Source organism: Asticcacaulis sp., from assembly GCF_051956075.1.
Classification (GTDB): domain Bacteria; phylum Pseudomonadota; class Alphaproteobacteria; order Caulobacterales; family Caulobacteraceae; genus Asticcacaulis.
On sequence record NZ_JBQCGA010000016.1, the window covers coordinates 42,746 to 62,391 of the forward strand.

General features: G+C 63.2%; 19 protein-coding genes and 1 riboswitch. Of the genes, 9 read left to right on the forward strand and 10 right to left on the reverse strand.

From position 1 onward, the window contains the following. The first annotated feature begins 35 nt into the window (after window positions 1-35). On the forward strand, window positions 36-353 hold the full coding sequence (locus tag ACTHLA_RS04630) for a hypothetical protein (RefSeq protein WP_440185915.1): 318 nt from the start codon (window positions 36-38) through the stop codon (window positions 351-353). Further along, on the forward strand, window positions 353-679 hold the full coding sequence (locus ACTHLA_RS04635) for a cell division protein ZapA (protein ID WP_440185916.1): 327 nt from the start codon (window positions 353-355) through the stop codon (window positions 677-679). Before ACTHLA_RS04630 ends, ACTHLA_RS04635 begins: the two co-directional genes overlap by 1 nt. 34 nt (window positions 680-713) lie before the next feature. On the opposite strand, the gene ACTHLA_RS04640 is transcribed toward ACTHLA_RS04635, so the two are convergent. Both ACTHLA_RS04640 and ACTHLA_RS04645 read right to left on the reverse strand, forming a co-directional pair. After that, window positions 714-1,775: an aminotransferase class V-fold PLP-dependent enzyme gene (locus ACTHLA_RS04640; RefSeq protein WP_440185917.1), complete on the reverse strand. Its 1,062-nt coding sequence runs from the start codon at window positions 1,773-1,775 to the stop codon at window positions 714-716. Next, window positions 1,772-2,509: a tryptophan 2,3-dioxygenase family protein gene (locus ACTHLA_RS04645; protein WP_440185918.1), complete on the reverse strand. Its 738-nt coding sequence runs from the start codon at window positions 2,507-2,509 to the stop codon at window positions 1,772-1,774. Before ACTHLA_RS04645 ends, ACTHLA_RS04640 begins: the two co-directional genes overlap by 4 nt. A 111-nt stretch (window positions 2,510-2,620) precedes the next feature. On the opposite strand from ACTHLA_RS04645, the gene ACTHLA_RS04650 reads away from it, so the two are divergent. Continuing rightward, window positions 2,621-3,076, forward strand: a complete 456-nt coding sequence (locus tag ACTHLA_RS04650) for an Lrp/AsnC family transcriptional regulator (RefSeq protein ID WP_440185919.1) — start codon at window positions 2,621-2,623, stop codon at window positions 3,074-3,076. Here the strand turns inward: ACTHLA_RS04650 and ACTHLA_RS04655 are convergent. From ACTHLA_RS04655 to ACTHLA_RS04680, 6 genes are all read right to left on the reverse strand, one after another. Beyond that, a complete protein-coding gene (locus ACTHLA_RS04655; RefSeq protein WP_440185920.1) occupies window positions 3,036-3,836 on the reverse strand; it encodes a GDSL-type esterase/lipase family protein in 801 nt (266 codons plus the stop codon). The genes ACTHLA_RS04650 and ACTHLA_RS04655 overlap by 41 nt on opposite strands. Before the next feature lie 61 nt (window positions 3,837-3,897). Beyond that, the gene (locus tag ACTHLA_RS04660; protein ID WP_440186023.1) at window positions 3,898-6,168 is read right to left on the reverse strand and encodes a glycoside hydrolase family 3 C-terminal domain-containing protein; all 2,271 of its coding nucleotides are present in this window, start codon (window positions 6,166-6,168) and stop codon (window positions 3,898-3,900) included. Between the two features lie 163 nt (window positions 6,169-6,331). After that, window positions 6,332-6,970: a hypothetical protein gene (locus ACTHLA_RS04665; RefSeq protein WP_440185921.1), complete on the reverse strand. Its 639-nt coding sequence runs from the start codon at window positions 6,968-6,970 to the stop codon at window positions 6,332-6,334. Between the two features lie 126 nt (window positions 6,971-7,096). Next, window positions 7,097-9,268, reverse strand: a complete 2,172-nt coding sequence (locus ACTHLA_RS04670) for a M3 family metallopeptidase (protein ID WP_440185922.1) — start codon at window positions 9,266-9,268, stop codon at window positions 7,097-7,099. 85 nt (window positions 9,269-9,353) lie between these two features. Next, on the reverse strand, window positions 9,354-9,641 hold the full coding sequence (locus ACTHLA_RS04675) for a 4Fe-4S dicluster domain-containing protein (protein WP_440185923.1): 288 nt from the start codon (window positions 9,639-9,641) through the stop codon (window positions 9,354-9,356). Between the two features lie 11 nt (window positions 9,642-9,652). Continuing rightward, window positions 9,653-10,651: a sodium:calcium antiporter gene (locus ACTHLA_RS04680; protein ID WP_440185924.1), complete on the reverse strand. Its 999-nt coding sequence runs from the start codon at window positions 10,649-10,651 to the stop codon at window positions 9,653-9,655. 63 nt (window positions 10,652-10,714) lie between these two features. Continuing rightward, a riboswitch (yybP-ykoY riboswitch) is annotated at window positions 10,715-10,834 on the reverse strand. Window positions 10,835-11,130: 296 nt separating this feature from the next. On the opposite strand from ACTHLA_RS04680, the gene ACTHLA_RS04685 reads away from it, so the two are divergent. The 4 genes from ACTHLA_RS04685 to ACTHLA_RS04700 all read left to right on the forward strand — a co-directional run bounded on the left by ACTHLA_RS04685 (window position 11,131) and on the right by ACTHLA_RS04700 (window position 13,994). Continuing rightward, window positions 11,131-11,736, forward strand: a complete 606-nt coding sequence (locus tag ACTHLA_RS04685) for a 5-formyltetrahydrofolate cyclo-ligase (protein ID WP_440185925.1) — start codon at window positions 11,131-11,133, stop codon at window positions 11,734-11,736. 34 nt (window positions 11,737-11,770) lie between these two features. Continuing rightward, complete coding sequence (locus ACTHLA_RS04690; RefSeq protein ID WP_440185926.1) at window positions 11,771-12,613, forward strand: TIGR00282 family metallophosphoesterase; 843 nt, start codon at window positions 11,771-11,773, stop codon at window positions 12,611-12,613. A gap of 89 nt (window positions 12,614-12,702) precedes the next feature. After that, window positions 12,703-13,461, forward strand: a complete 759-nt coding sequence (locus ACTHLA_RS04695; protein WP_440185927.1) for a YebC/PmpR family DNA-binding transcriptional regulator — start codon at window positions 12,703-12,705, stop codon at window positions 13,459-13,461. A 146-nt stretch (window positions 13,462-13,607) separates the two neighbouring features. Next, window positions 13,608-13,994: a hypothetical protein gene (locus ACTHLA_RS04700; RefSeq protein ID WP_440185928.1), complete on the forward strand. Its 387-nt coding sequence runs from the start codon at window positions 13,608-13,610 to the stop codon at window positions 13,992-13,994. A gap of 57 nt (window positions 13,995-14,051) precedes the next feature. On the opposite strand, the gene ACTHLA_RS04705 is transcribed toward ACTHLA_RS04700, so the two are convergent. Next, window positions 14,052-15,419, reverse strand: coding sequence for a hypothetical protein (locus tag ACTHLA_RS04705; protein ID WP_440185929.1), 1,368 nt, complete (start codon window positions 15,417-15,419; stop codon window positions 14,052-14,054). 18 nt (window positions 15,420-15,437) lie between these two features. Then, a complete protein-coding gene (locus ACTHLA_RS04710) occupies window positions 15,438-16,919 on the reverse strand; it encodes a tetratricopeptide repeat protein (RefSeq protein WP_440185930.1) in 1,482 nt (493 codons plus the stop codon). A 438-nt stretch (window positions 16,920-17,357) separates the two neighbouring features. Here ACTHLA_RS04710 and ACTHLA_RS04715 point away from each other — a divergent pair, with 438 nt between their 5' ends. Together ACTHLA_RS04715 and ettA are read left to right on the forward strand one after the other, a co-directional pair. Continuing rightward, window positions 17,358-17,837, forward strand: coding sequence for a GAF domain-containing protein (locus ACTHLA_RS04715; protein WP_440185931.1), 480 nt, complete (start codon window positions 17,358-17,360; stop codon window positions 17,835-17,837). An 86-nt stretch (window positions 17,838-17,923) separates the two neighbouring features. Then, entirely contained in the window at window positions 17,924-19,591 is a 1,668-nt protein-coding gene (gene ettA / locus ACTHLA_RS04720) for an energy-dependent translational throttle protein EttA (protein ID WP_440185932.1), read from the forward strand. Window positions 19,592-19,646: the final 55 nt, after the last annotated feature.

Below are 19,646 nucleotides of genomic sequence, written 5' to 3' on the forward strand. Positions count from 1 at the left end.
CTTGAAAATAGGCCGCAGGACGCAAGGAGGTCGTGATGGAGCAGGGACAGCCGGGGCTTAATGCGGCGCCGTTGGCAACGGGCGGGAATCTGGCCGTCGCCGTGGACCGTCTCGACAAGGCGCTGGCCGCGCTCGAATCAAGGGTGCGCGCCTTGCAGGCAGGCGAGCCGGTTCCCGCCTATGACGGTCCCGCCGACGGTGTGCGCCACGACGATTACCAGAAACTGCTCGAAGAGCTGGATGTGGCGCGCGCGCACAATGCCGAACTGGCCATGGCGGCGGAAAGCGCCTATGCGGCGCTGGGCGCGGCGGCCTCCGATATCCGGCAATTGCTGGGCGAGGAGGCGGCGTAATGGCTGAGGTCACGGTTCGCGTCAACAACAAGCCCTATACGGTCGGCTGCGCCGACGGTCAGGAAGGCCGCGTCACCGAACTGGCGCGCCTGTTCAACGAGCATGTCGAAATGGTGGTGGCCGATGTCGGCGCCATCGGCGAGGTGCGGCTGTTCCTGATGGCGTCCTTGTTGATGATCGACGAGATGCAGGACTTGCGCGCGCAACTGGCCGAGGCGCATTCGGCCAATGCCCGCATCAATGCCGGGGCGCACGAAATGGAGCGCAAGGCGGCGTTTGCGATCTCGGACGCAGCGGAGCGGCTGGAGAAGCTGTTAGGCGCTTAGGGCGTTTCCCCAATACGTGGTTCCACTTTTTGGGCTAGGAAAAGCGCTCCAGGGCAGCGGCGACCAGATCGGCGTCCTGATCCGTGTTCCAGATGTGGAAGGACAGGCGGCTGAGGCCGTCGCGTTGATCGAATTTCACGTCTTTGTTTTTCAGACGCTGCACGGCTCCGTCGCCGAGGCGCAGACAGAGCGTGCCGCCGCTGCGGTCGGGGTCGAACGAGACGTTAAGACGCGCGATCAGGCCGCGGTTATGGGCGCGGATCGTGGCGACGCCGATGTCCGAGATGAGGCGCAGACCTTCCTTCGCCAGCGCATAGGGCGCGACGGAGGGTGTGCCGCCCCAGAAGCGGCGCGCGTCGGGCGCATAGCGAAAGCCGCTCTGAAAGGCGAACGGCGCTTCGTGCGAGAACCAGCCGATATTGGGCGGGGTCAGGGCGTGAATCGCGTTGGGGCGTACCCATAAAAAGCCCGCCCCCGGTCCGCCGCACAGCCATTTGACGCAGGAGCCGATTGCGGCGTCCACCCCCATGCCGGGCAGATCGACATCGAGAATCCCGGCGGACTGGGCGATATCGACAATCGAAAACACGCCGCGCTGTTGCGCAATAGCGGCGACATCGGCCACGGGCGTGACGACGCCGGTATTGGAATGGACGTGCATCATGACCACGGCGCAGACCTCGTCGCTCATGGCGTCGGCCCAGAGCTGCGGATCGCCGGGGTCGGCGTTCGGCGGCAGGATTTTCAGTGTCAGGCCGCTGTCGTGCAATTGCTGGATGACATAGAGCAGGGACGGGAAGGCGTGGGCCGAAACCAGCACCGCGCCGCGCTTTTTGGTGTGCGGCAGGCCGCTCAGCAGCGAAAACAGACCCGCCGACAGGTTGGGCTGCGGGCAATAGTCGTCGGGCGCGCCGCCGAGCAGGTTCGCCAGCGCGCTGCGGAAATCCTCAATCGCCATCAGCCAGTGCGGCCACGGATCGCCCTGCGCCCACGGGTCCAGCACGGCGCGCGCCAGTGCGTCCTGCGCGCCCGCGGGCAGGCAGCCGACCGAATGGGCCATCAGGTAAGGCCCGCCTTTGGGAAGGATGAAACTCATTCCGCCGCTTCCGACAGGCTGGGCCGCACCCGGCCATAGGCGCCGCCCCAGGCGTCGGTCATTTCGGCGCGCACCGCCCAGAGTTGCGGGAAGAAGTGATGCCGCGCGCCGGACTCCAGCAGTTCGACCGAACGGCCTTTCAGCGAGGCCGATCTCATGCCGATGGAACGGTGGATCAGGAAGATGTGGTTGGCGCGGAATTTCGACAGGCGTTCGTCCAGCTCCATCAGACCTTCGGCCAGCATATAGGCGTCGTCGTGCACATAGCCCGCATCATAGATGTCGCGCACGCTGCGATCCTTGAGATAATGCGCCTCATAGGTCGCCCACAGCTCCGGCGGCATACGCATCAGCGCCCGGAAGCCCGGCGATTCCTGCCCCGAACCATTGCCCAGTTGCAGGCGAATCTGCTGGTAGTCATGCGGCGACATGGTTTCCAGCAGGTCGAGCTGTTCGCTCATCAGTTTCAGGATCTGCGCCGCGCGCTGAAACAGGGTCAGGGCGCGATGCACCCGGCGGGCGGCCATGTGGTCGTCGATGTCGAGCAGGGTGTGGACCAGCAGCTTCATCCACAATTCCTCGACCTGATGCACGATCAGGAACTGCATCTCGTCGCTGTTGACGAGGTCGGCGGGCGGCTTCTGGCACGACAGCAGCCGGTCGGTTTTCAGATAGAGTTCGTAGTCAAGCTTCGCCGGGGCGGCGAGCAGATCATAATAGGCGTTGCGGTTCATCGTGGCCTCCCTGTGTAGCGCCAGATTAGCCGCAAAATTCGCAAACATTGTTTGTTTGTTCGTATTTATGGCGATATATGAGAAACAATGTTTCTCAGTGCGAGATGAATAATGGACAAAGTTGACCGGATGCTGATCCGCTTTCTGGAAGGCGACGGGCGGCTGTCCTTCGCCGAATTGGGGGAACGCGCGGGTCTGTCCAAGGCGGCGTGCTGGAAGCGCGTGCAGGCGCTGGAGGCGCAAGGGGTGATCAAGGGCTATCGCGCCGAACTGGACGCCGCCGCTCTGGGCCTGACCACCCTGGCCTTCGTGCAGGTCAGCGTCGCCTTTGACAAGCATGAGGCGTTCGAGCGCGCGGTGGCGGCGCATCCGTCGGTGCTGGCCTGTCACGCCACGGTCGGGGCGACGGACTATCTGTTGCAGGTCATCATGCCGGACATGGCGGCGCTGGACGATTTTTTGCGCCAGAGCCTGTGGCGGCTGCCGGGAGTCGAGCGCTTTTCCACGACCCTGGCCATGCGCGCGATCAAGGACGGGGGGCGGCTGACATCAGAGCCTGCTCAATAGCCTTTTCCGCCACCGGCGCCATGACCGCATAGGCCGAATCGGTCGGATGAATGCCGTCGGTGGTGAAGTCGGCGCGCATCAGGCCCTTATCGTCGCGCAAGATCGGGCCGTAGTCGATCAGCGTATAGCCGTGTCCGGCGCAGAAGGCCTCAAGCCACCCATTGAGCCGCGTCAGTTCGTCGGCATGGCGGTCCTCAAGCACCGTCGCGGCGTTGGGCGTATAGTTGTTGATCGGGGTGATCTCGGTGAAGATCGGAATGATCCCATTGGCCTCCGCCAGTTCGGCCAGGGTCAGATAATTGGTTTCGATCTGCGGCTCGCTCTCGACCTGAAACACGCCCTGCACGTCATTGATGCCCGCCAGAATGACCACGGCCTTCGGATGCAGGGCGACGACATCGGCCTGGAAGCGGATGATCATCTGCGGCGTGACCTGACCGCCGATGCCGCGATTGATATAGGGCTTGCCGGGAAAGAACTGCGCCAGATTCCAGCGGTCGGTGATCGAATCGCCGAGGAAGACCACGCGGTCCTCATCCGGTTTCAGCGCGGGCAGGGCGGCGTTCAGGGGCGCGTAAAGATATTGCTCGCCGAAATCCTCCAGCATCTTGGCCGTCACCTTGGCGCGATAGGGGCCAAGATACGGTCCGAAGTCGCGCGCCGTGGCGTCCTGACGCGGCGGCGAGGACTGGTAGTCCTGCGCATGGGCCGTCAGAGGCGAGGCGATGAGAGCGAGAGCGAGGACCAGATGGCGGAACATGGCGATGTCTTGGATATGTCCCCTCTCCCCGTGGTCATGGGGAGAGGGGGCTTTCAGACGCTTACTTACCCTGTACGTTCAGGGTTTGCTGATCGAGGTGGACGGTGACCGTTTGCGCGATGTCGGCGGCGGAGGTCGCCAGCATCACCTTGTAATCACCCGCCTTGATCGTCCAGGTCTTGCTGGCGGAATCGTAGGTTCCGAGCAGGCGCGGATCGACGCTGGCGGTCAGGGTCTGGCTTTCGCCGGGCTTGAGGTCGGCCTTGACGAAGCCGCCGAGGCGCTTGGGCGCTTCCCAGCCGGCGTCCGTAGCGGGCGCGACATAGATTTGCGCGACCTCCTTGCCGTCCTTCGCGCCGGTGTTCTTCACGCTGAACGACGCCTTCAGGCCCTTGCCGTCAGCCTGCGCCGACAGGCCGCCCAGTTGGAACGCGGTGTAGCTGAGACCATAGCCGAACGGGAACAGCGGCTTTAAGCCCTTCTTGTCGAACCACTTATAGCCGACCGCCGCGCCTTCGATGTCGTAATCGGTGTGCGGATGGGTGTCGGGCCCAAGCTTGGGGTCGCCGTCCAGTTTCGGACGCGGCAACTGATCGACGCTGGCCGGGAAGGTGGCGGGCAGGTGGCCGGACGGATTGACCTCGCCGGTCAGCACGCGCGCAATGGCTTCGCCGCCGCTGGAGCCCGGATACCAGGCTTCGAGCACGGCGCCGACATTGTTCAGCCACGGCATGACGACCGGGCCGCCGGTTTCCAGCACCACCACGGTCTTCTTATTGGCCTTGGCCACAGCCGAGATCAGGGCGTCCTGATTGTCCGGCAGGTTGAGGTCGGGCACGTCCATGCCTTCGCCGGTCCATTGCGTGCCGAAGACGATGACCATGTCGGCGCCGCGCGCCGCCTTCGCCGCCGCCTTGACGTCCTTGCCGTCAAGATAGCTGACCTTGGCCGAGGTGCGCGCTTCGATCCCCTTCATCGGCGAGGAGGCGTAGTAGGTGAGCGGGCCGGGGAAACCGTCCGGGCCTTCGCCGTCGAAATGCTTGGAACCCTCGGCATAGACCTGCGACGAGCCGCCGCCCGACAGTACGCCGAAATCGGCATGGCCGCCGATGATGACGATCTTTTTCGCAGTTTTGGCGATGGGCAGCAGGCCTTTGTCATTCTTGAGCAGGACGATGCCGTCCTCTGCGTCGGCCTGTGTGACCTTGGCGTGAGCGGCGTAGTCGATCGTATCCGCCTTGTCGCCCTGCACCGGATCGTCCACCAGGCCATGCGCGAACATGGCGTAGAGGACGCGGCGCGCCATGTCGTCGAGTCGCGACTGCGGCACGAAGCCGTTATTGACCGCTTCGCGCAGGGCGCCCTCAAAGTAAGCCGAGCGGTCGAAGGCCCAGCCCGATTCCTGATCGAGGCCGTTATTGGCGGCGGCGACCGTCGAATGGGTCGCGCCCCAGTCGGACATCACATAGCCCTTGAAGCCCCAGTCCTGCTTCAGCACCTGATTGAGCAGCCAGTCGTTTTCGCAGGCATAGTAGCCATTGACGCGGTTGTAAGAACACATGACCGAGCCGGGCTGGCCGACCTCATTGGCGATCTGGAAGGCCAGCAGATCGGATTCGCGCGCCGCCTTGTCGTCGATCTTGACGTCGATCATGTTGCGGTCGGTTTCCTGATCGTTGAAGGCGTAATGCTTCAGGGTCGAGACGATGTGGTTCGACTGGATGCCCTTGATCTCATTACCGTCGATCACGCCGGCCAGCAGCGGGTCTTCGCCAGCATATTCGAAGTTGCGGCCGTTGCGCGGTTCGCGCAGCAAATCGACGCCGCCCGCCAGTTGCACGTTGAAACCGGACAGTCTGGCCTCATTGCCGATCATCTGGCCGCCCGCGAACGCCATGCCGGGGTCCCAGGTGGCGGCGGTGCTGATGCCGGACGGCAGGGCGGTGCGCAGGCGCGGCGTCGGCGAGCGCTGGGTGGCGACGCCGACCCCGGCGTCGGTTTCCCACTGCGCCGGAATGCCGAGGCGCGGAATGCCGTACACATAGCCTGCCGAATTGGGCAGGCCGTCCTTGGGGAACTCAAACCGCTTCGTACCGGCGGTGAACCAGGGCGCATTGGTCGAGAAATAGCCGAAGACGAGGGTGAGCTTGTCTTCCTGCGTCATCGCCGCCAGCGCCGCGTCGGCGCGCGCGTCGGGCGAAAGATCCTTGTTGAGCCAGGGCTGCGCGGCGGGGGCGGCGTCCTGCGCCTGAGCGATGGTGAAAGGGGCGCAGGCCAGTATGGCGGCGATAGCGGTCGTGGCCGTCAGGCGGACGGCATGGCTTGAGATCATCAGGGTGTCTCCCGGTTGCGGTTTCTTGCTCAAATCTGGACGTCCTGACGACGTCTCTTTCTGGGTATCGGTTATCTTGCGGTTATAGACGAATTCCGCGCCTTCTTAAGCGGAAAAAGCGCGGACGACGGCCGTGGGACCGCGTCCACGCACCCGTGTCACCTTACTTCTTCTTTTTGCCCTTGGCGGCGTCTTCGGCGGCGCGCGCGGCTTCGGGATCGTTGACCGGCAGATGCGTGACGTTATAGCCGACGCCGTAATCGAGCAGGAAGACCGGGCCGAGATCGACGGTCTGCGCCGCCGAGGCCAGTTGCACGCTGACGCCCAGGGCCTGCGGTACATAGTCTTTTGTGGCTGTCCCGGTGACGTAATAGAGCTTCCAGTCCGGGGTGATGTTGAGCGTGGCCTCGCCCAGCCGGGTATAGGGGGCGGCGGCTTCCTGAATCGCGACGGGCGCTGAGATCGCTGTTGCGTTCGCGGGCGGGGTCACGGCCTTGGCCCAGAAGGCCAGCAGGATCACGTCGCCGGTCTTGACCGGACGGTCGGTGCTGACGCCCGCCTGCACGTCCCATGGATTTTGACCGGCCTTGGCGGCGGTCACTTGATAAGCCCAGCCGCCGCGCACGCCGTCATCCTTGACCAGCTTGTGGCTCTCGCCGTCGCCGAAGGACTGCCACTGATCCGCCGCAGGCGGGGTCAGGGAGCGCGACATCAGATCTTGCGCATGCGAAGCCAGCGGCGCCAGCGCGAAGGCTGTGGCCAGAAGCAGGGTGTCCCAAAGCAGGGTATGACGAACGGACATGACGGCCTCCCGGTGTTTTTTGATCCGCCTATGTTTCAGGACGGGCGGGGGGCGTCAAGTCATGTCAGGGCGCGTGGTGAAGGAAAAAACCTCCGGCGCGCAGGCGCCGGAGGGTTCGTCAATGTCTTATTTCGGCGCCGCCAGACCGCGATGTTCGAGCATCGGGCCGATGTCAGGGTCTTTGCCGTAGAAGGCGCGGAACATGTCGCCATAGTCTTCGGTCTGGCCCTTGGACAGGATCATGTCGCGGAAGCGCTGACCGTTGGCGCGGGTCAGGCCGCCATTCTTTTCGAACCAGGCGAAGGCGTCGTCGTCCAGCATGACCGTCCACTGATAGGCGTAATAGCCCGCTGCATAGCCATTGGCCCAGATGTGCAGGAAATAGGTCGAGCGATAGCGCGGCGGCACGTTTTTAAAGTTGGTGTGGGTGTCGGCCAGCGCCTTCGTCTCGAAGGCGTCGACGTCCTGAACCGGCGCGTCGGCGGGCAACATGTGCCACTGCATGTCGAGATCGGACGCCGCCAAAAGTTCGCCCAGATCATAGCCCTGACCCCAGGTCGCCGACGCCTTGATCTTGTCGACCAGGGCCTGCGGGATCGGCTCGCCGGTCTTGTAGTTGACGGCGTAGTGCTTCAGCACGTCGGGATAGAGCGCCCAGTGTTCGTTGAACTGCGACGGGAATTCGACCCAGTCGCGCGCCGTATTGGCGCCGGACAGGCTGGCGTACTGGCTGTTGGCGAACAGGCCGTGCAGGGCGTGGCCGAATTCGTGGAACATGGTCGTCACGTCGTCGAAGCTGATCAGGGCAGGCTGGCCCGGCGCCGGCTTGGTGAAGTTGGCGACATTATAGACGACCGGCTTCGTGCCCAGGAGATGCGACTGGTTGACGAAATTGCTCATCCAGGCGCCGCCCGCCTTGTTGTCGCGCTTGAAGTAGTCGACATAGATCAGGCCCAGTTGCGAGCCGTCCTTGTCGAACACGTCGAAGACGCGCACGTCCGGCTGATAGACCGGCAGGTCGTGGCGTTCCTTGAAGCTGATCCCGTAAAGCTGGTTGGCGGCGTAGAAGACGCCGTCCTGCAACACCGTATTCAGTTCGAAATAGGGTTTCAGCTCGCTCTGGTCGAGGTCGTACTTCGCCTTGCGCACCTTGTCGGAATACATTTCCCAGTCACAGGGCTGCAAATCGAAGTGCGCGCCGGACTGGTCGATCATCGCCTGAATCTGCTGTCCTTCGTCGGCGATCTTGGCGGCGGTGGCGGGGACAAGCTGGCCGATGAAGGTTTCGACCGCTTCAGGCGTCTTCGCCATCTGGTCGTACAACACATAGGCGGCGTAGTTGGGATAGCCGAGCAGCTTGGCCTTTTCGGCGCGGAGCTGCGCCAGTTGCTGAATGATGGCGCGCGTGTCGTTGGCGTCGCCCTTTTCATTGCGGGTGATCGAGTTGGTGTAGATCTGCTCGCGCACCTTGCGGTTGGTGAGTTGCGCCAGAACCGGCTGCTGGGTGGTGTTCTGCTGCGGGATCAGATACTGGCCCGGCAGGTTGCGGTCCTGCGCGGCCTTGGCGGCGGCGGCGATGTCCTCATCGCTGAGACCGTCGAGATCGGCCTTATCTGCGGTGATGAAGGCGGCGGCTTTCGACCCGGCGATCAGGCGTTGCTGGAACTCGGTTTCCAGCGAGGCGTCCTGCTGGTTGATCTGGCGCAGCCGCGCCTTGTCGGCCTCGGACAGGTTGGCGCCCGCATGGACGAACTGCTTGTATTTGACCTCCAGAAGCCGTTGCGATTCTGGGTCGAGTTTCAGTGTATCGCGCTGGTCATAGACCGCCTTGACGCGCTGAAACAGCTTGTCGTTCAGATAGATGGCGTCGTTCTGGGCGGCGAGGCGCGGAGCCTCTTCGGTCTGCACCTGATCGAGCGTCGGATTGGTGTTGGCCTGCACCACGGCGTTGAAGGCCGAGGTCGCGCGGTCCAGCATCCGCCCGGACTTTTCCAGCGCGACCAGAGTGTTCTCGAAGCTGGGCGCATCCGGGTTGTTGGCGATGGCGTCGATTTCGGCCAGTTGCTGCTTCATGCCCTCTTCGATGGCGGGCTGGTAGTCGGTGTCCTTGATCCTGTCGAAGGGCGGGGCCTGCAAGGGCAGGTCGCTCGGCTGGGCGAACGGGTTGCTGGTCATATCGGACGTCTCATCGGCGGAAGGGCCTGCAAGGGCGGACAGCGGCGCGCCTGCCGCCAGCGCGGTCAGGGCGACGCCTCCCAGCGCGGTGGCGCCCAGACAAAAACGGCGGGTTCGGTTCATGACAACCTCCTTGAATGTTTCAGGGCAAGTCATTGCACATGAAACCGGTCCAAGAAAGGCCAAAAAATCGCTGTTGCAGGCGAGGCTAGTCCTGCGCGCGTTGCAGGGTGATCGCCTTTTCCGGGCAGGCCTTGACGCACAGGCCGCAGGCGCGGCAGGCGTCCGCGCGGACGGCGAAGCTCTGTTTCCAGCCGTGGACGAAGCCCTTGACCTTGGCGCCGAAGGGCAGAGCCTTGCGGTCTTCCGGCGGCAGGATGTCCAGCTCGAACACCTCATAGGGGCAGATGACGACGCAGTCGGCCTTGCCCTCGCAACGCGCGCGGTCGATGATCGGCGCAAAGGCGCCGGGCGGTTGCTGGCAGGGTTCGCTCATGAGGCTGTTTATCAAACCGCGCCGGTCAGCACCAGCCATAGTGCGAAGACTCCGTAAAGCCCTGCCACGCCCGCCAATGCTCGCGCATCGACCCGCCCGCGCCGGAACATAAGGAACAGGGCGATAATGGCCAGGGCCGTCACCACGCCCGAAGCCAGCAGCGCATGATCGAAGCGCCATGGCGTAAAGGCGATCCCCAGCGCCGACGGAATGGTGGCCTGAATCATCATGGCGCCGGAAATATTGGCCAGGGCCAGCCGCTCCTTGCCCTGACGCACCCAGATGATGGCGTTCATGGTTTCGGGCAGTTCGGTCGCGACCGGCGATAGCAGAAGCGCGATCAGGTGCGGCGCCATGCCGAGGCTCTGGCCGATATGTTCGATCTGGGTCACGAACAGGCGCGAAGCGAAGGCGATGACCAGCAGGGCGAGCCCGGCCTGCAAACCGGCCCAGAACAGGGTTGGATGACCGGGGCGGATTTTGAGCGGCTCCAGCTCCTCTTCCTCGGCGTCGGTTTCCGCTGTGGTGATCTCACGCCAGACATAGAGGCCGTAGGCGAGCAGGAACAGAAGGCCCAGCCATGGCTTGAACGCGAAGGCGACCAGGCCCAGACCGACCTTGACGACGAAGATCGCCAGAAACGCCAATTGATCGCGGCTCAGGCGGCCATGTTCGACCTGCACCATAGCGTCGGCGCGCTGCAATTTGCGCCGGTTCAGCCACAGGGCCAGTCCGACCACGCCATAGGCTATGGTCGCCAGAACCAGCGGACCGCCCATGGCTGCGCCGACGCCGATGTCCTTCTGCTGCGCCGTATGGCCGAAGACCACGGCCATGAGCGTCACGGCGCTTTCGGGCAGGGCGGTGCCAAAGGCGGCCAGCACCGAACCGACGGCGGTTGCGCCGAGATTCATATGCCTGCCCACCCATTCGATGCTGTTGGTGAAATAGTCGCAGGCCAGATAGATGGCGACTGCCGAAGCGAGGAACAGGACAATTGTTAAGAGCATGTATCCGTATTGGGGCCGGGCAAGCGATCAACCGATGGCGCGCAGAGGCGTCTTGCCCGGCCGGACAACCGCTTCCACGACCAAAGGTCTTGCCAGTTATGAGCGCGCCAGAACGCTGCGGCGTTCAGTATGTTGGCGCGATCCCTTTCCGAAGAAAGGCGGCTACTCCCCAATGACGATGACGCGCCTATGCCGCATTTCGCCGCTTCAGGAAAGCGGAATCTTTATCGTCCGGTCCTTGCGACCATCTTGAGTTCACAGCGCCCCGACATTATTATGAAAAATGGCGGGTCTTGCTGCGGCTCGCGTGGCGATACAAATCCTTCTGACCTTAATCACTTAGAACGGGGGCTGGCGCTGATCTGGACCGTGGTCCTAGTCATCTGGTTCCCACCTGACTTGTCAGGTCTGAGAGGATTTAAACCTTCGACACGGTTCTTACGCGGCGCCGCCACCCTTTGCCTTTCGGGAGCCTGACCTTGATCGACGTCGAAGCCCCCAAACCTCTGCTGCGCAATGAGATGAAGCGTCGGCGCGCCGCCCTGGCCGCCGCCGATCTGCGCGTAGGCGATCATATGGCGGCGGCGGTGGCCGAGACGCTGACGGCGATGGAACGCTGGCCGCGGGCGGGCGCCTGCGTCGCCGGCTATTATCCGATCCAGTCCGAGATCAATCCGTTTCCCCTGATGCAGGTCTTCGAGGATCGCGGCTACAAGCTGGCCCTGCCGTGTCTTATGGCGGAGGGCGACGGTTTCGTCATGCGGTTCCGCCGCTTCGCGATCGGCGACGCGCTGGAGCTGGGGCCGTTCGATATCCATCAGCCCCGCGCCGAAACCGGAGAGGTCGCGCCGGATGTGATTCTGGTTCCTCTGCTCGGCTTTACGCGCGATGGTCACAGGCTCGGCTATGGCGGCGGCTATTATGACCGCGCGCTGGAATCTTTGCGTCTTCAGCGGGATATGCGCGTTTGCGGTATCGCTTTTTCCGGGCAGGAACTTGCCGAACTGCCCTATGAAGTGCATGATCAGCGTCTGGATGAGATATTTACCGAAGGTGGCGTGATCGAGGCGCGCCGCACGGCATGAGCCGCCGTCATCTGGCTCTGGATTTGGAAGATTAATGCGCTTTGCTTTTTTTGGCGACGTGGTGGGACGTCCCGGTCGGGACGCCCTTGCGGAGCATCTGCCGGGTTTGCGTCGGCGCCTCGATCTGGAATTTGTCATCATCAACGCCGAAAACGCCTCGGCGGGATTTGGCCTGTCGGAAAATTCGGCGCGGCAGTTGTTTGACGCGGGCGCGGACTGTCTGACGCTCGGCAACCATTCGTGGGACCAGAAAGAGGCTTTAACTTATATTGTGCGTGAGCCGCGCCTGATCCGGCCACTCAACTATCCGCCGCTGGCCGATGCGCCGGGACGCGGGGCCAATCTGTTCGAGACGCAAACGGGCAGGCGGATTCTGGTCATGAATGTGCTGGGCCTCGTGCATATGGCGTCGATGGACGATCCGTTCGGCGCGGTGGACCGTCAGCTTGAGTCGTGCCCGCTGGGTCTGGCCGCCGACGCCATTGTGGTCGATATGCACGCCGAAGCGACCTCGGAAAAGATGGCGATGGGGCATTTCTGCGACGGGCGCGCCACGCTGGTGGTCGGCACCCATACCCACGTCCCGACCGCTGACGCGCAAATCCTGCCCGGCGGCACCGCCTATCAGACTGACGCCGGGGCCTGCGCCGACTATGACAGCGTGATCGGCATGGACAAGGAAGAGCCTTTGCGCCGCTTCACCACCCGCATCGGCAAGGAGCGCTACAAGCCCGCGACCGGCGAAGGTACGGTCTGCGGCGTCTATGTTGAAAGCGACGACCGCACCGGCCTTGCCCTGCGCATCGAGCCGATCCGCGTTGGCGGACGGCTGAAGGCGCAGATTCCCCAGGTCGAGGCGCTGACCTCAGCCGGATAACGGGCTTCACAAAGCGCCTTTGCGAGGTTAGAAACCCGCGATCACTTCAAGGACATGCCGCACCAATGCGGGCGGCGTGAGAGGATTTCATGGCTGGCCACAGTAAATTCAAGAATATCATGCACAAGAAGGGCCGCGCCGACGCCGCGCGCTCCAAGCTCTTCTCGAAACTGTCGCGCGACATCACCATCGCCGCCAAGATGGGCCTGCCCGATCCGGCGATGAATTCGCGCCTGCGTCTGGCCGTCTCCATGGCCAAGGCCGAATCCATGCCCAAGGACAATATCGAGCGCGCCATCAAGAAGGGCGCTTCGGGCGAGGCCGACAATATGGAGGAGGTCCGCTATGAGGGCCGCGGTCCGGGCGGCGTCGGCATCATCGTCGAGGCCCTGACCGACAACCGCAACCGCACGGCGGGCAATGTGCGCTCCTACTTCACCAAGTTCGGCGGCCAGATGGCCGACACCGGCTCGGTCAGCTTCATGTTCGACCGGCTGGGCGAAATCCGTTATCCGCTGTCGGTCGGCGACGCCGACACGGTCATGGAGGCCGCCATCGAGGCGGGCGCCGCCGATGTCGAGACGGACGAGGACGAAGAGGAGGGCGGCCACGTCATCTACACGGCGTTTGAAGACCTCAACGAGGTCACCGAAGCCCTGTCCAAATCGCTGGGCGATCCGAAATCGACCGGCTTTGTCTGGAAGCCGCAGGCCCTGACCCCGGTAAGCGGCGATCCGGTGCGCACCCTGATGAAGCTGATCGACGCCATTAATGACGATGACGACGTGCAGAACGTCTTCGCCAATTTCGATGTTTCCGACGAGGAGCTGGAAGCGCTGGGCGCCTGATGCGGCGCTGGCGATAAGGCGACAAGGCCCGGTCCCGTCAAGGCCGGGCCTTTATCATTGTCAGGTGCGTAACGCCGATTTCGGGGCTTTGTTTGCTTCGGGAAATGTGCAATTATGCGGCGTTAACCATTTCGCCGGGGGAGTGAATGAAAGCGCATATCCTTATGAAAGCTGGCCTGATGTTCGCCGGATTGGGCGCGTTGGCGCTGGGCGGTTGCGCGCACTATTATCCCTATCCGGTCGATAACAGCACGCAGAAGCAACGCGCCGAGGCCTGCGTCGCGCAATACGACCCGGAGCACAAGGCGCCGCAGGTCATGACCTATGACAGCGCCACCGGCACCGAAACCCATATGAACACCGAAGGCCGCAATGTCGCGGTCACCGCTCAGAACGCGCAGGATAACACCGCGCTCGGCATGGGCGGCAAGGTCGGCGGCGGCATACCAAGCGCCTGCACCGACTACGATCCCGGCGCCGGTCCCGCTGCGCCGCCGCCGCATCACAAGGACAGCTATAACGGCTATCACTGATGACAAAAAGCCCCGGTTTTCCGGGGCTTTTTTATGGCATCCGTTGGCGTCGTCGTTTCAGGGCCGGGTCGCGTCAGGCTTGGCCAGGTCGTCGGGCGAAGCGTTGTAGGCGACGGCGCTCATCTTGGGCCAGAACTGGTCGAACAGATACTGATCCGCCGCGTCGCCCGGCACGTCGAAGGCGGAGCCCTTGAACCACGGGGTGCAGACGCGCTGTGACGGGTCGATGTTGCCCCAGCGCAGGGTCGGACAGCCTTCGCCGTTCGGGTCGATGGCGTTGTCCACGGCGCGGATCTCGCCATTGGACTGCGCCAGAATCCCGGCGGTGCGCACATTGGCGATCTGGTTGCGTCCGATATAGGCCGTGCCGCTTTCGACATCGACGCCGATCTCATTGGCGATGATAGTGTTCTCGATAATGCGCACGCGACCGACCGAGACGGTCAGCGCATGCTCGCTGCGCGAGATCAGGCTGTGCGAGAGCAGGGCCTCGCCCGCGCCGTCGAGATTGATGCCTTGCGCGAAATAGGCGACCTTCAGATCGTTCATCGACAGGATGGAGTCGGCGCTGTCCAGCTTGATGTCGAGGCCGACGGCGTTTTCGCCGCGCTCAAAGCCATGCCAGTCCGCCAGTTGCTGCACGCTCAGGCCCAGAAGCTGCGAATCGCCGCTCAGGGTGGCGTAAATCCCGCCCGCCGTGGAGGCGATTTCGGAGTTTTCGGCGTAGATTTCGCCTTGCTGCACCGCCAGGGCGACGCCGCGCGTCTTGGCGATGATGTGCGAGGATTCGGTCATATTGAAGCGCCCGCCCGCCACATGCACGGCGGCGTTGTCGCCCTGATACCGGATCAGTGAATTCTGCAGGGTCAATTCCTTACCCGTCGCTTCGATGCACGGCGTATTGGCGCCGCGCGGGCTGGAGAAATAGACGTTTTTCAGGATCACCTTGTCGGCATTGGGCGAGATGCGGATGCAGTTCTGGCCGTCGGGCGCCACCAGCACAGGTATGGTGTTCGGCCCGTAGCCTTGACCGACAATGGTGATCGAGCGGTCGATATCGAGGCTGGCTATGCAAGAGCGGTTGCGCGCCTTGAGGTACAGCACGCCATAGGGACGGATATGGCGCGCCACCTCCTCGACATAGCCGGGCGAGGCGCGGTCGCAGTCGATGGTGGCGTCGGCGCGGCTGCCGTACCAGCCATAGCGGCGGCCGTCATTGCGATAATGGCGCGTCGGTCCGCAGGTGCGTAACTGCGCGTCGAGCAGCATGCCGAAGCACGGACGGATGGTGGCGTCGACGCGCGCGGCGTTGTTGCCGCGCCATTCGTCGGCGGTGGCGGGGCGCGCAAGGGCGAGCCATACGAACGCCGCCAGCGCCAGCATAGCCCAGGGGGCCAGTTTCAGGGTGCGGTCAGCGGCCATCATGATGCGTCTCATCCTTCACTATTGCTGCTGCGCGGTCTGTGAGACCTGGGCCAGCACGTCCTGCAGGCGGTTGACCGAGGGCTTGAAGCCTTCCAGAGCGGCGTCGAGCTGCATGACCACGGCCTGCGCCTTGTCCTGATCGGCGACGCCCTTGAGACCGAGATCGAAATAGGTGGACATGGCGTAGCGCGCTTCGGGCGAGCCCTGCTTCTCGGCCTGCTGATACCAGTAGAAGGCGCGGGCGTAATCGACCCCGACCCCGACGCCTTCGGAATACATGACCGCCAGCACGAGCTGCGAACGCGAATCGCCGTTGACGGCGGCCAGTTCGATGGCGCGCACCCGGTCTAACGGCGTCAGGTAACCGGGCTGGCTGGGCATGCCGATCATGGCGCGCAGGCCGGTGACGGTCTGCTCAGGCACGTCCTTGGGATCGAAACAGGCGACGTGCAGGAGGTTCAGATAGTCGAGCGCGCGCACGACATGGATAAAGGGCAGTTCGTCCATCCGCGTCAGGGCGTAGCTTTGCGCGTCGCTCAGGCGGCTTTCGTCAGAATGCGGCACGCCGCCGCCCGGCGCGTCGGGTGGGTAGAATTCGTAGGGCGCCACCCAGCGCCGCGCCTTGGTCTCGACAAAGGCGGCGTATTGCGCGCGGTCGGGCGCCGACTTCTCAAAATCCTTGAGCAGCACATAGGCGCTGACGTCGCCGGTTTCGGACGCCTTATAATTATAGAGATAGGCGTCGACGTCCGAGCGCTCGAACAGGGTGCGCACGTTCGACATGCCGTAATTGGCGCCGCGCATCATGGCGCGCACCGCCTGCGGATCGTTGGCGGGCTCGCCCATCGGGCCGTACTGATCGTCATAGAGTCGCGCCAGGGTGCGGAAGCCGTCGGCGCCGAGCGTGGACTGAATGTAGATCACCCGGTCGCGCACCTTGTCGCGTTCGGTGGAATCCATCATCGACAGTTCCTGATCGAGCATATGGTAGGCGCGCTCGCGCTCATAGGCGCGGCACTTGTCATAGCGCGACGCCATGGTGGCGCCGTCCGGCCCGATGGCGCGGTTCATCGGCAGATAGCCCTGAGCATTGCTGAGCGCCATGACCAGCCAGGTCGCTGATTCGATCGGATCTTCGAGATTCTTGTCCTCGGCGTTGATGGCGGCGTAGCGGTTGGCCAGCTCAAGCTGCGCGAAGAAGTCGTTGGCGAAGGCGAGGTGGCGGTAATAGCGGATTTCCCGCTCCTGACCGTTGAAGCCTTGCGTCTGGAACGGATCGGGCGGGCGCGGGCAGGCGTACTGGCCGGCGGCGCGCGGATCGGAGGGGCCAAACAGATGGTGGATGATGTCGACGATGCGGTCGCAGCCGCTCAGGCTCACCGCGGCGAACAGACCCAGGGCCAAGGCGATCATCGGACGCAGGCGCGCGGACGCAACGCGCGGACGCGCGCCGGTCGCTCCCTGGGGCGTTTCGCCCTTGCCTATGTCACGCCTGAACATCACGCTTCGCTCCGACCAGGTCGGCAAAATTATGGTTAACGCAACACCGTAGCGGGCCACTGTTGTTAAGGAATATGACGACTGTCAAGTCTTGCCCCCCGGTGTCCGACATGCGGGTCTGCCGACATGCGGATATGAATGTCGTCGGGCGTCGCCGGATTACCGCGCAGCCCCGCGCGGCATGGCCCCCAGCTCAGCCCTGAAATACACCCAGCCATCAACGATCTGCCGCCATCCGCCTTGTACGCAGCGCTTGCGACAACATTGTTACATACCGGCATCATGCGTTAAAAGCCGTGCCTTGGCCAGTGAAAAGTGTTAACACCTCCCGGCCGCCGGACATTCGCGCAAGACGCGCGCTCCGGCCAATTCTTACCCCTGACGGGCGAATTTCCGGAGACCTACCCGTTGAGCTACAGCGTGCAAACACCCCATGCAATGCAAAGCAAGGCTGAAAAATATCAGGATGTCATAAGGGATGTGCTGGCCGTTCTGGACGGCGAGCCGGACCGCATTGCGCGTATGGCGACCTGTGTGTCCTTACTGTCACAGGCCTTCGATTCGTGGTTCTGGACGGGTTTTTACATTGTCGATCAGGCGAAGAAGGCGGACGGGATCGACGAATTGGTGGTCGGTCCTTATATCGGCACCCTGGGCTGCCTGCGCATTCGTTTCGGACGCGGCGTCTGCGGCGCGGCGGCGCAGACCCGGACCACGCAGGTGGTGGCGGACGTCCACGCCTTCGCCGATCATATCGCCTGCGATGCGCGCTCCAATTCAGAGATCGTCGTGCCTGTTTTCGATGCGGCGGGCGAGCTGATCGCCGTGTTCGATTCCGACTCCGAGCGGTTCGGCGCCTATGACGACGAGGACCGGGCGCATCTCGAAGCGCTGATGGCGGCGGTATTCAGCCGCTGACGCCCGATTGGCCTTGAGATTTTACGGCGGGGCGTTTAAACGCAACGCCAATTCCCGACATTCCAGCAAAAGGGCGCATCCTCCTCATGGCGCAACAATATATCTTCCAGATGCAGGGGCTGACCAAGTCCTACCCCGGCGGCAAGAAGGTCTTTGAAAACATCTGGCTCTCCTTCTATTCCGACGCCAAGATTGGTGTGGTTGGGGTCAACGGCTCGGGTAAATCGACCCTGCTCAAGATCATGGCCGGTCTCGACAAGGAATTTTCCGGCGAGGCCAAGGCCGCCGAAGGCACCAAGATGGGCTATCTGGAGCAGGAGCCGCATCTGGACGAGTCCAAGACCGTCTGGGAGAACGTCATCGACTGGTGCGATGAGAAAAAGACCTTCGATCGCTTCAACGAAGTCGCCACCCTGATGGGCGAGGAATATTCCGAAGAGCTGATGGAGGAGATGAACGCCCTCCAGGAAAAGATCGATGCGGGCGATCTGTGGGATATCGATAGCCGCATCGAAATGGCGATGGACGCGCTGCGCTGCCCGCCGAACGATTCGGGCGTGACCAAGCTGTCGGGCGGTGAAAAGCGTCGCGTCGCCCTGGCGCGTCTGCTGCTTTCCAAGCCCGACATGCTGCTGCTCGACGAACCGACCAACCACCCTGATGCGGAATCGGTGGCGTGGTTGCAGCATCACCTCGAAAATTTCCCCGGCTGCGTGATCCTGGTCACCCACGACCGTTACTTCCTCGATCAGGTGACCAAGTGGACGCTGGAGCTGGATCGCGGCAAGGGCGTGCCCTATGAGGGCAACTATTCCGGCTGGCTGGAGCAGAAGCAGAAGCGCGTGGTGCAGGAGCAGTCCGAATCCGAAGCGCGTCAACGCGCCCTGACCAAGGAACTGGAATGGGTGCGTTCCGGCGCCAAAGCGCGTCAGGCCAAGTCGAAGGCCCGCCTGGCCGCCTATGAGGACATGGTGCGCGAACAGGAAAACGCCCGCGCCGCCCAGACCTTCGCCACCATCCAGATCCCGCCCGGACCCCGCCTCGGCAATGTCGTGCTGGAGGTTGAAGGGCTGGAGAAGGAATATGGCGACAAGCTTCTGTTCAAGGATCTCACCTTCCGCCTGCCGCCCAACGGCATTGTCGGCGTGATCGGTCCGAACGGCGCGGGTAAATCGACCCTGTTCAAGCTGATCACCGGTCAGGAAACGCCGGACAAGGGCACGATCCGTCTCGGCGAGACGGTCAAGCTGGCCTATGTCGATCAGTCGCGCGACGATCTCAATCCGAACCACACTGTCTGGGAAGCCATTTCCGGCGGCACCGACATCATGCTGGTCGGCAAGAAGGAGATCAATTCGCGCGCCTATGTCGGCGGCTTCAACTTCAAAGGCGGCGACCAGCAGAAAAAGGTCGGCCTCCTGTCCGGCGGTGAGCGCAACCGCGTCCACCTGGCCAAGACCCTGGCGGCGGGCGGCAATGTCATCCTGCTCGACGAACCGACCAACGATCTCGACATCGAGACGCTTCAGGCGCTGGAGGAGGCGCTGGAAGAGTTCGCGGGCTGCGCCGTGGTCATCAGCCACGACCGCTGGTTCCTCGACCGTCTGGCCACGCACATCCTGGCCTTCGAAGGCGACAGCCACGTCGAATGGTTCGAAGGCAATTTCGAAATGTATGAGGAAGACAAGAAGCGCCGCCTCGGCACCGACAGCCTGATCCCGCACCGGATCAAGTTCCAGAAGTTCAGCCGGTAACGGTTGCAGTTTTGAACTTGCCAGCGCCGGAGTTCCACTCCGGCGCTTTTTTCAT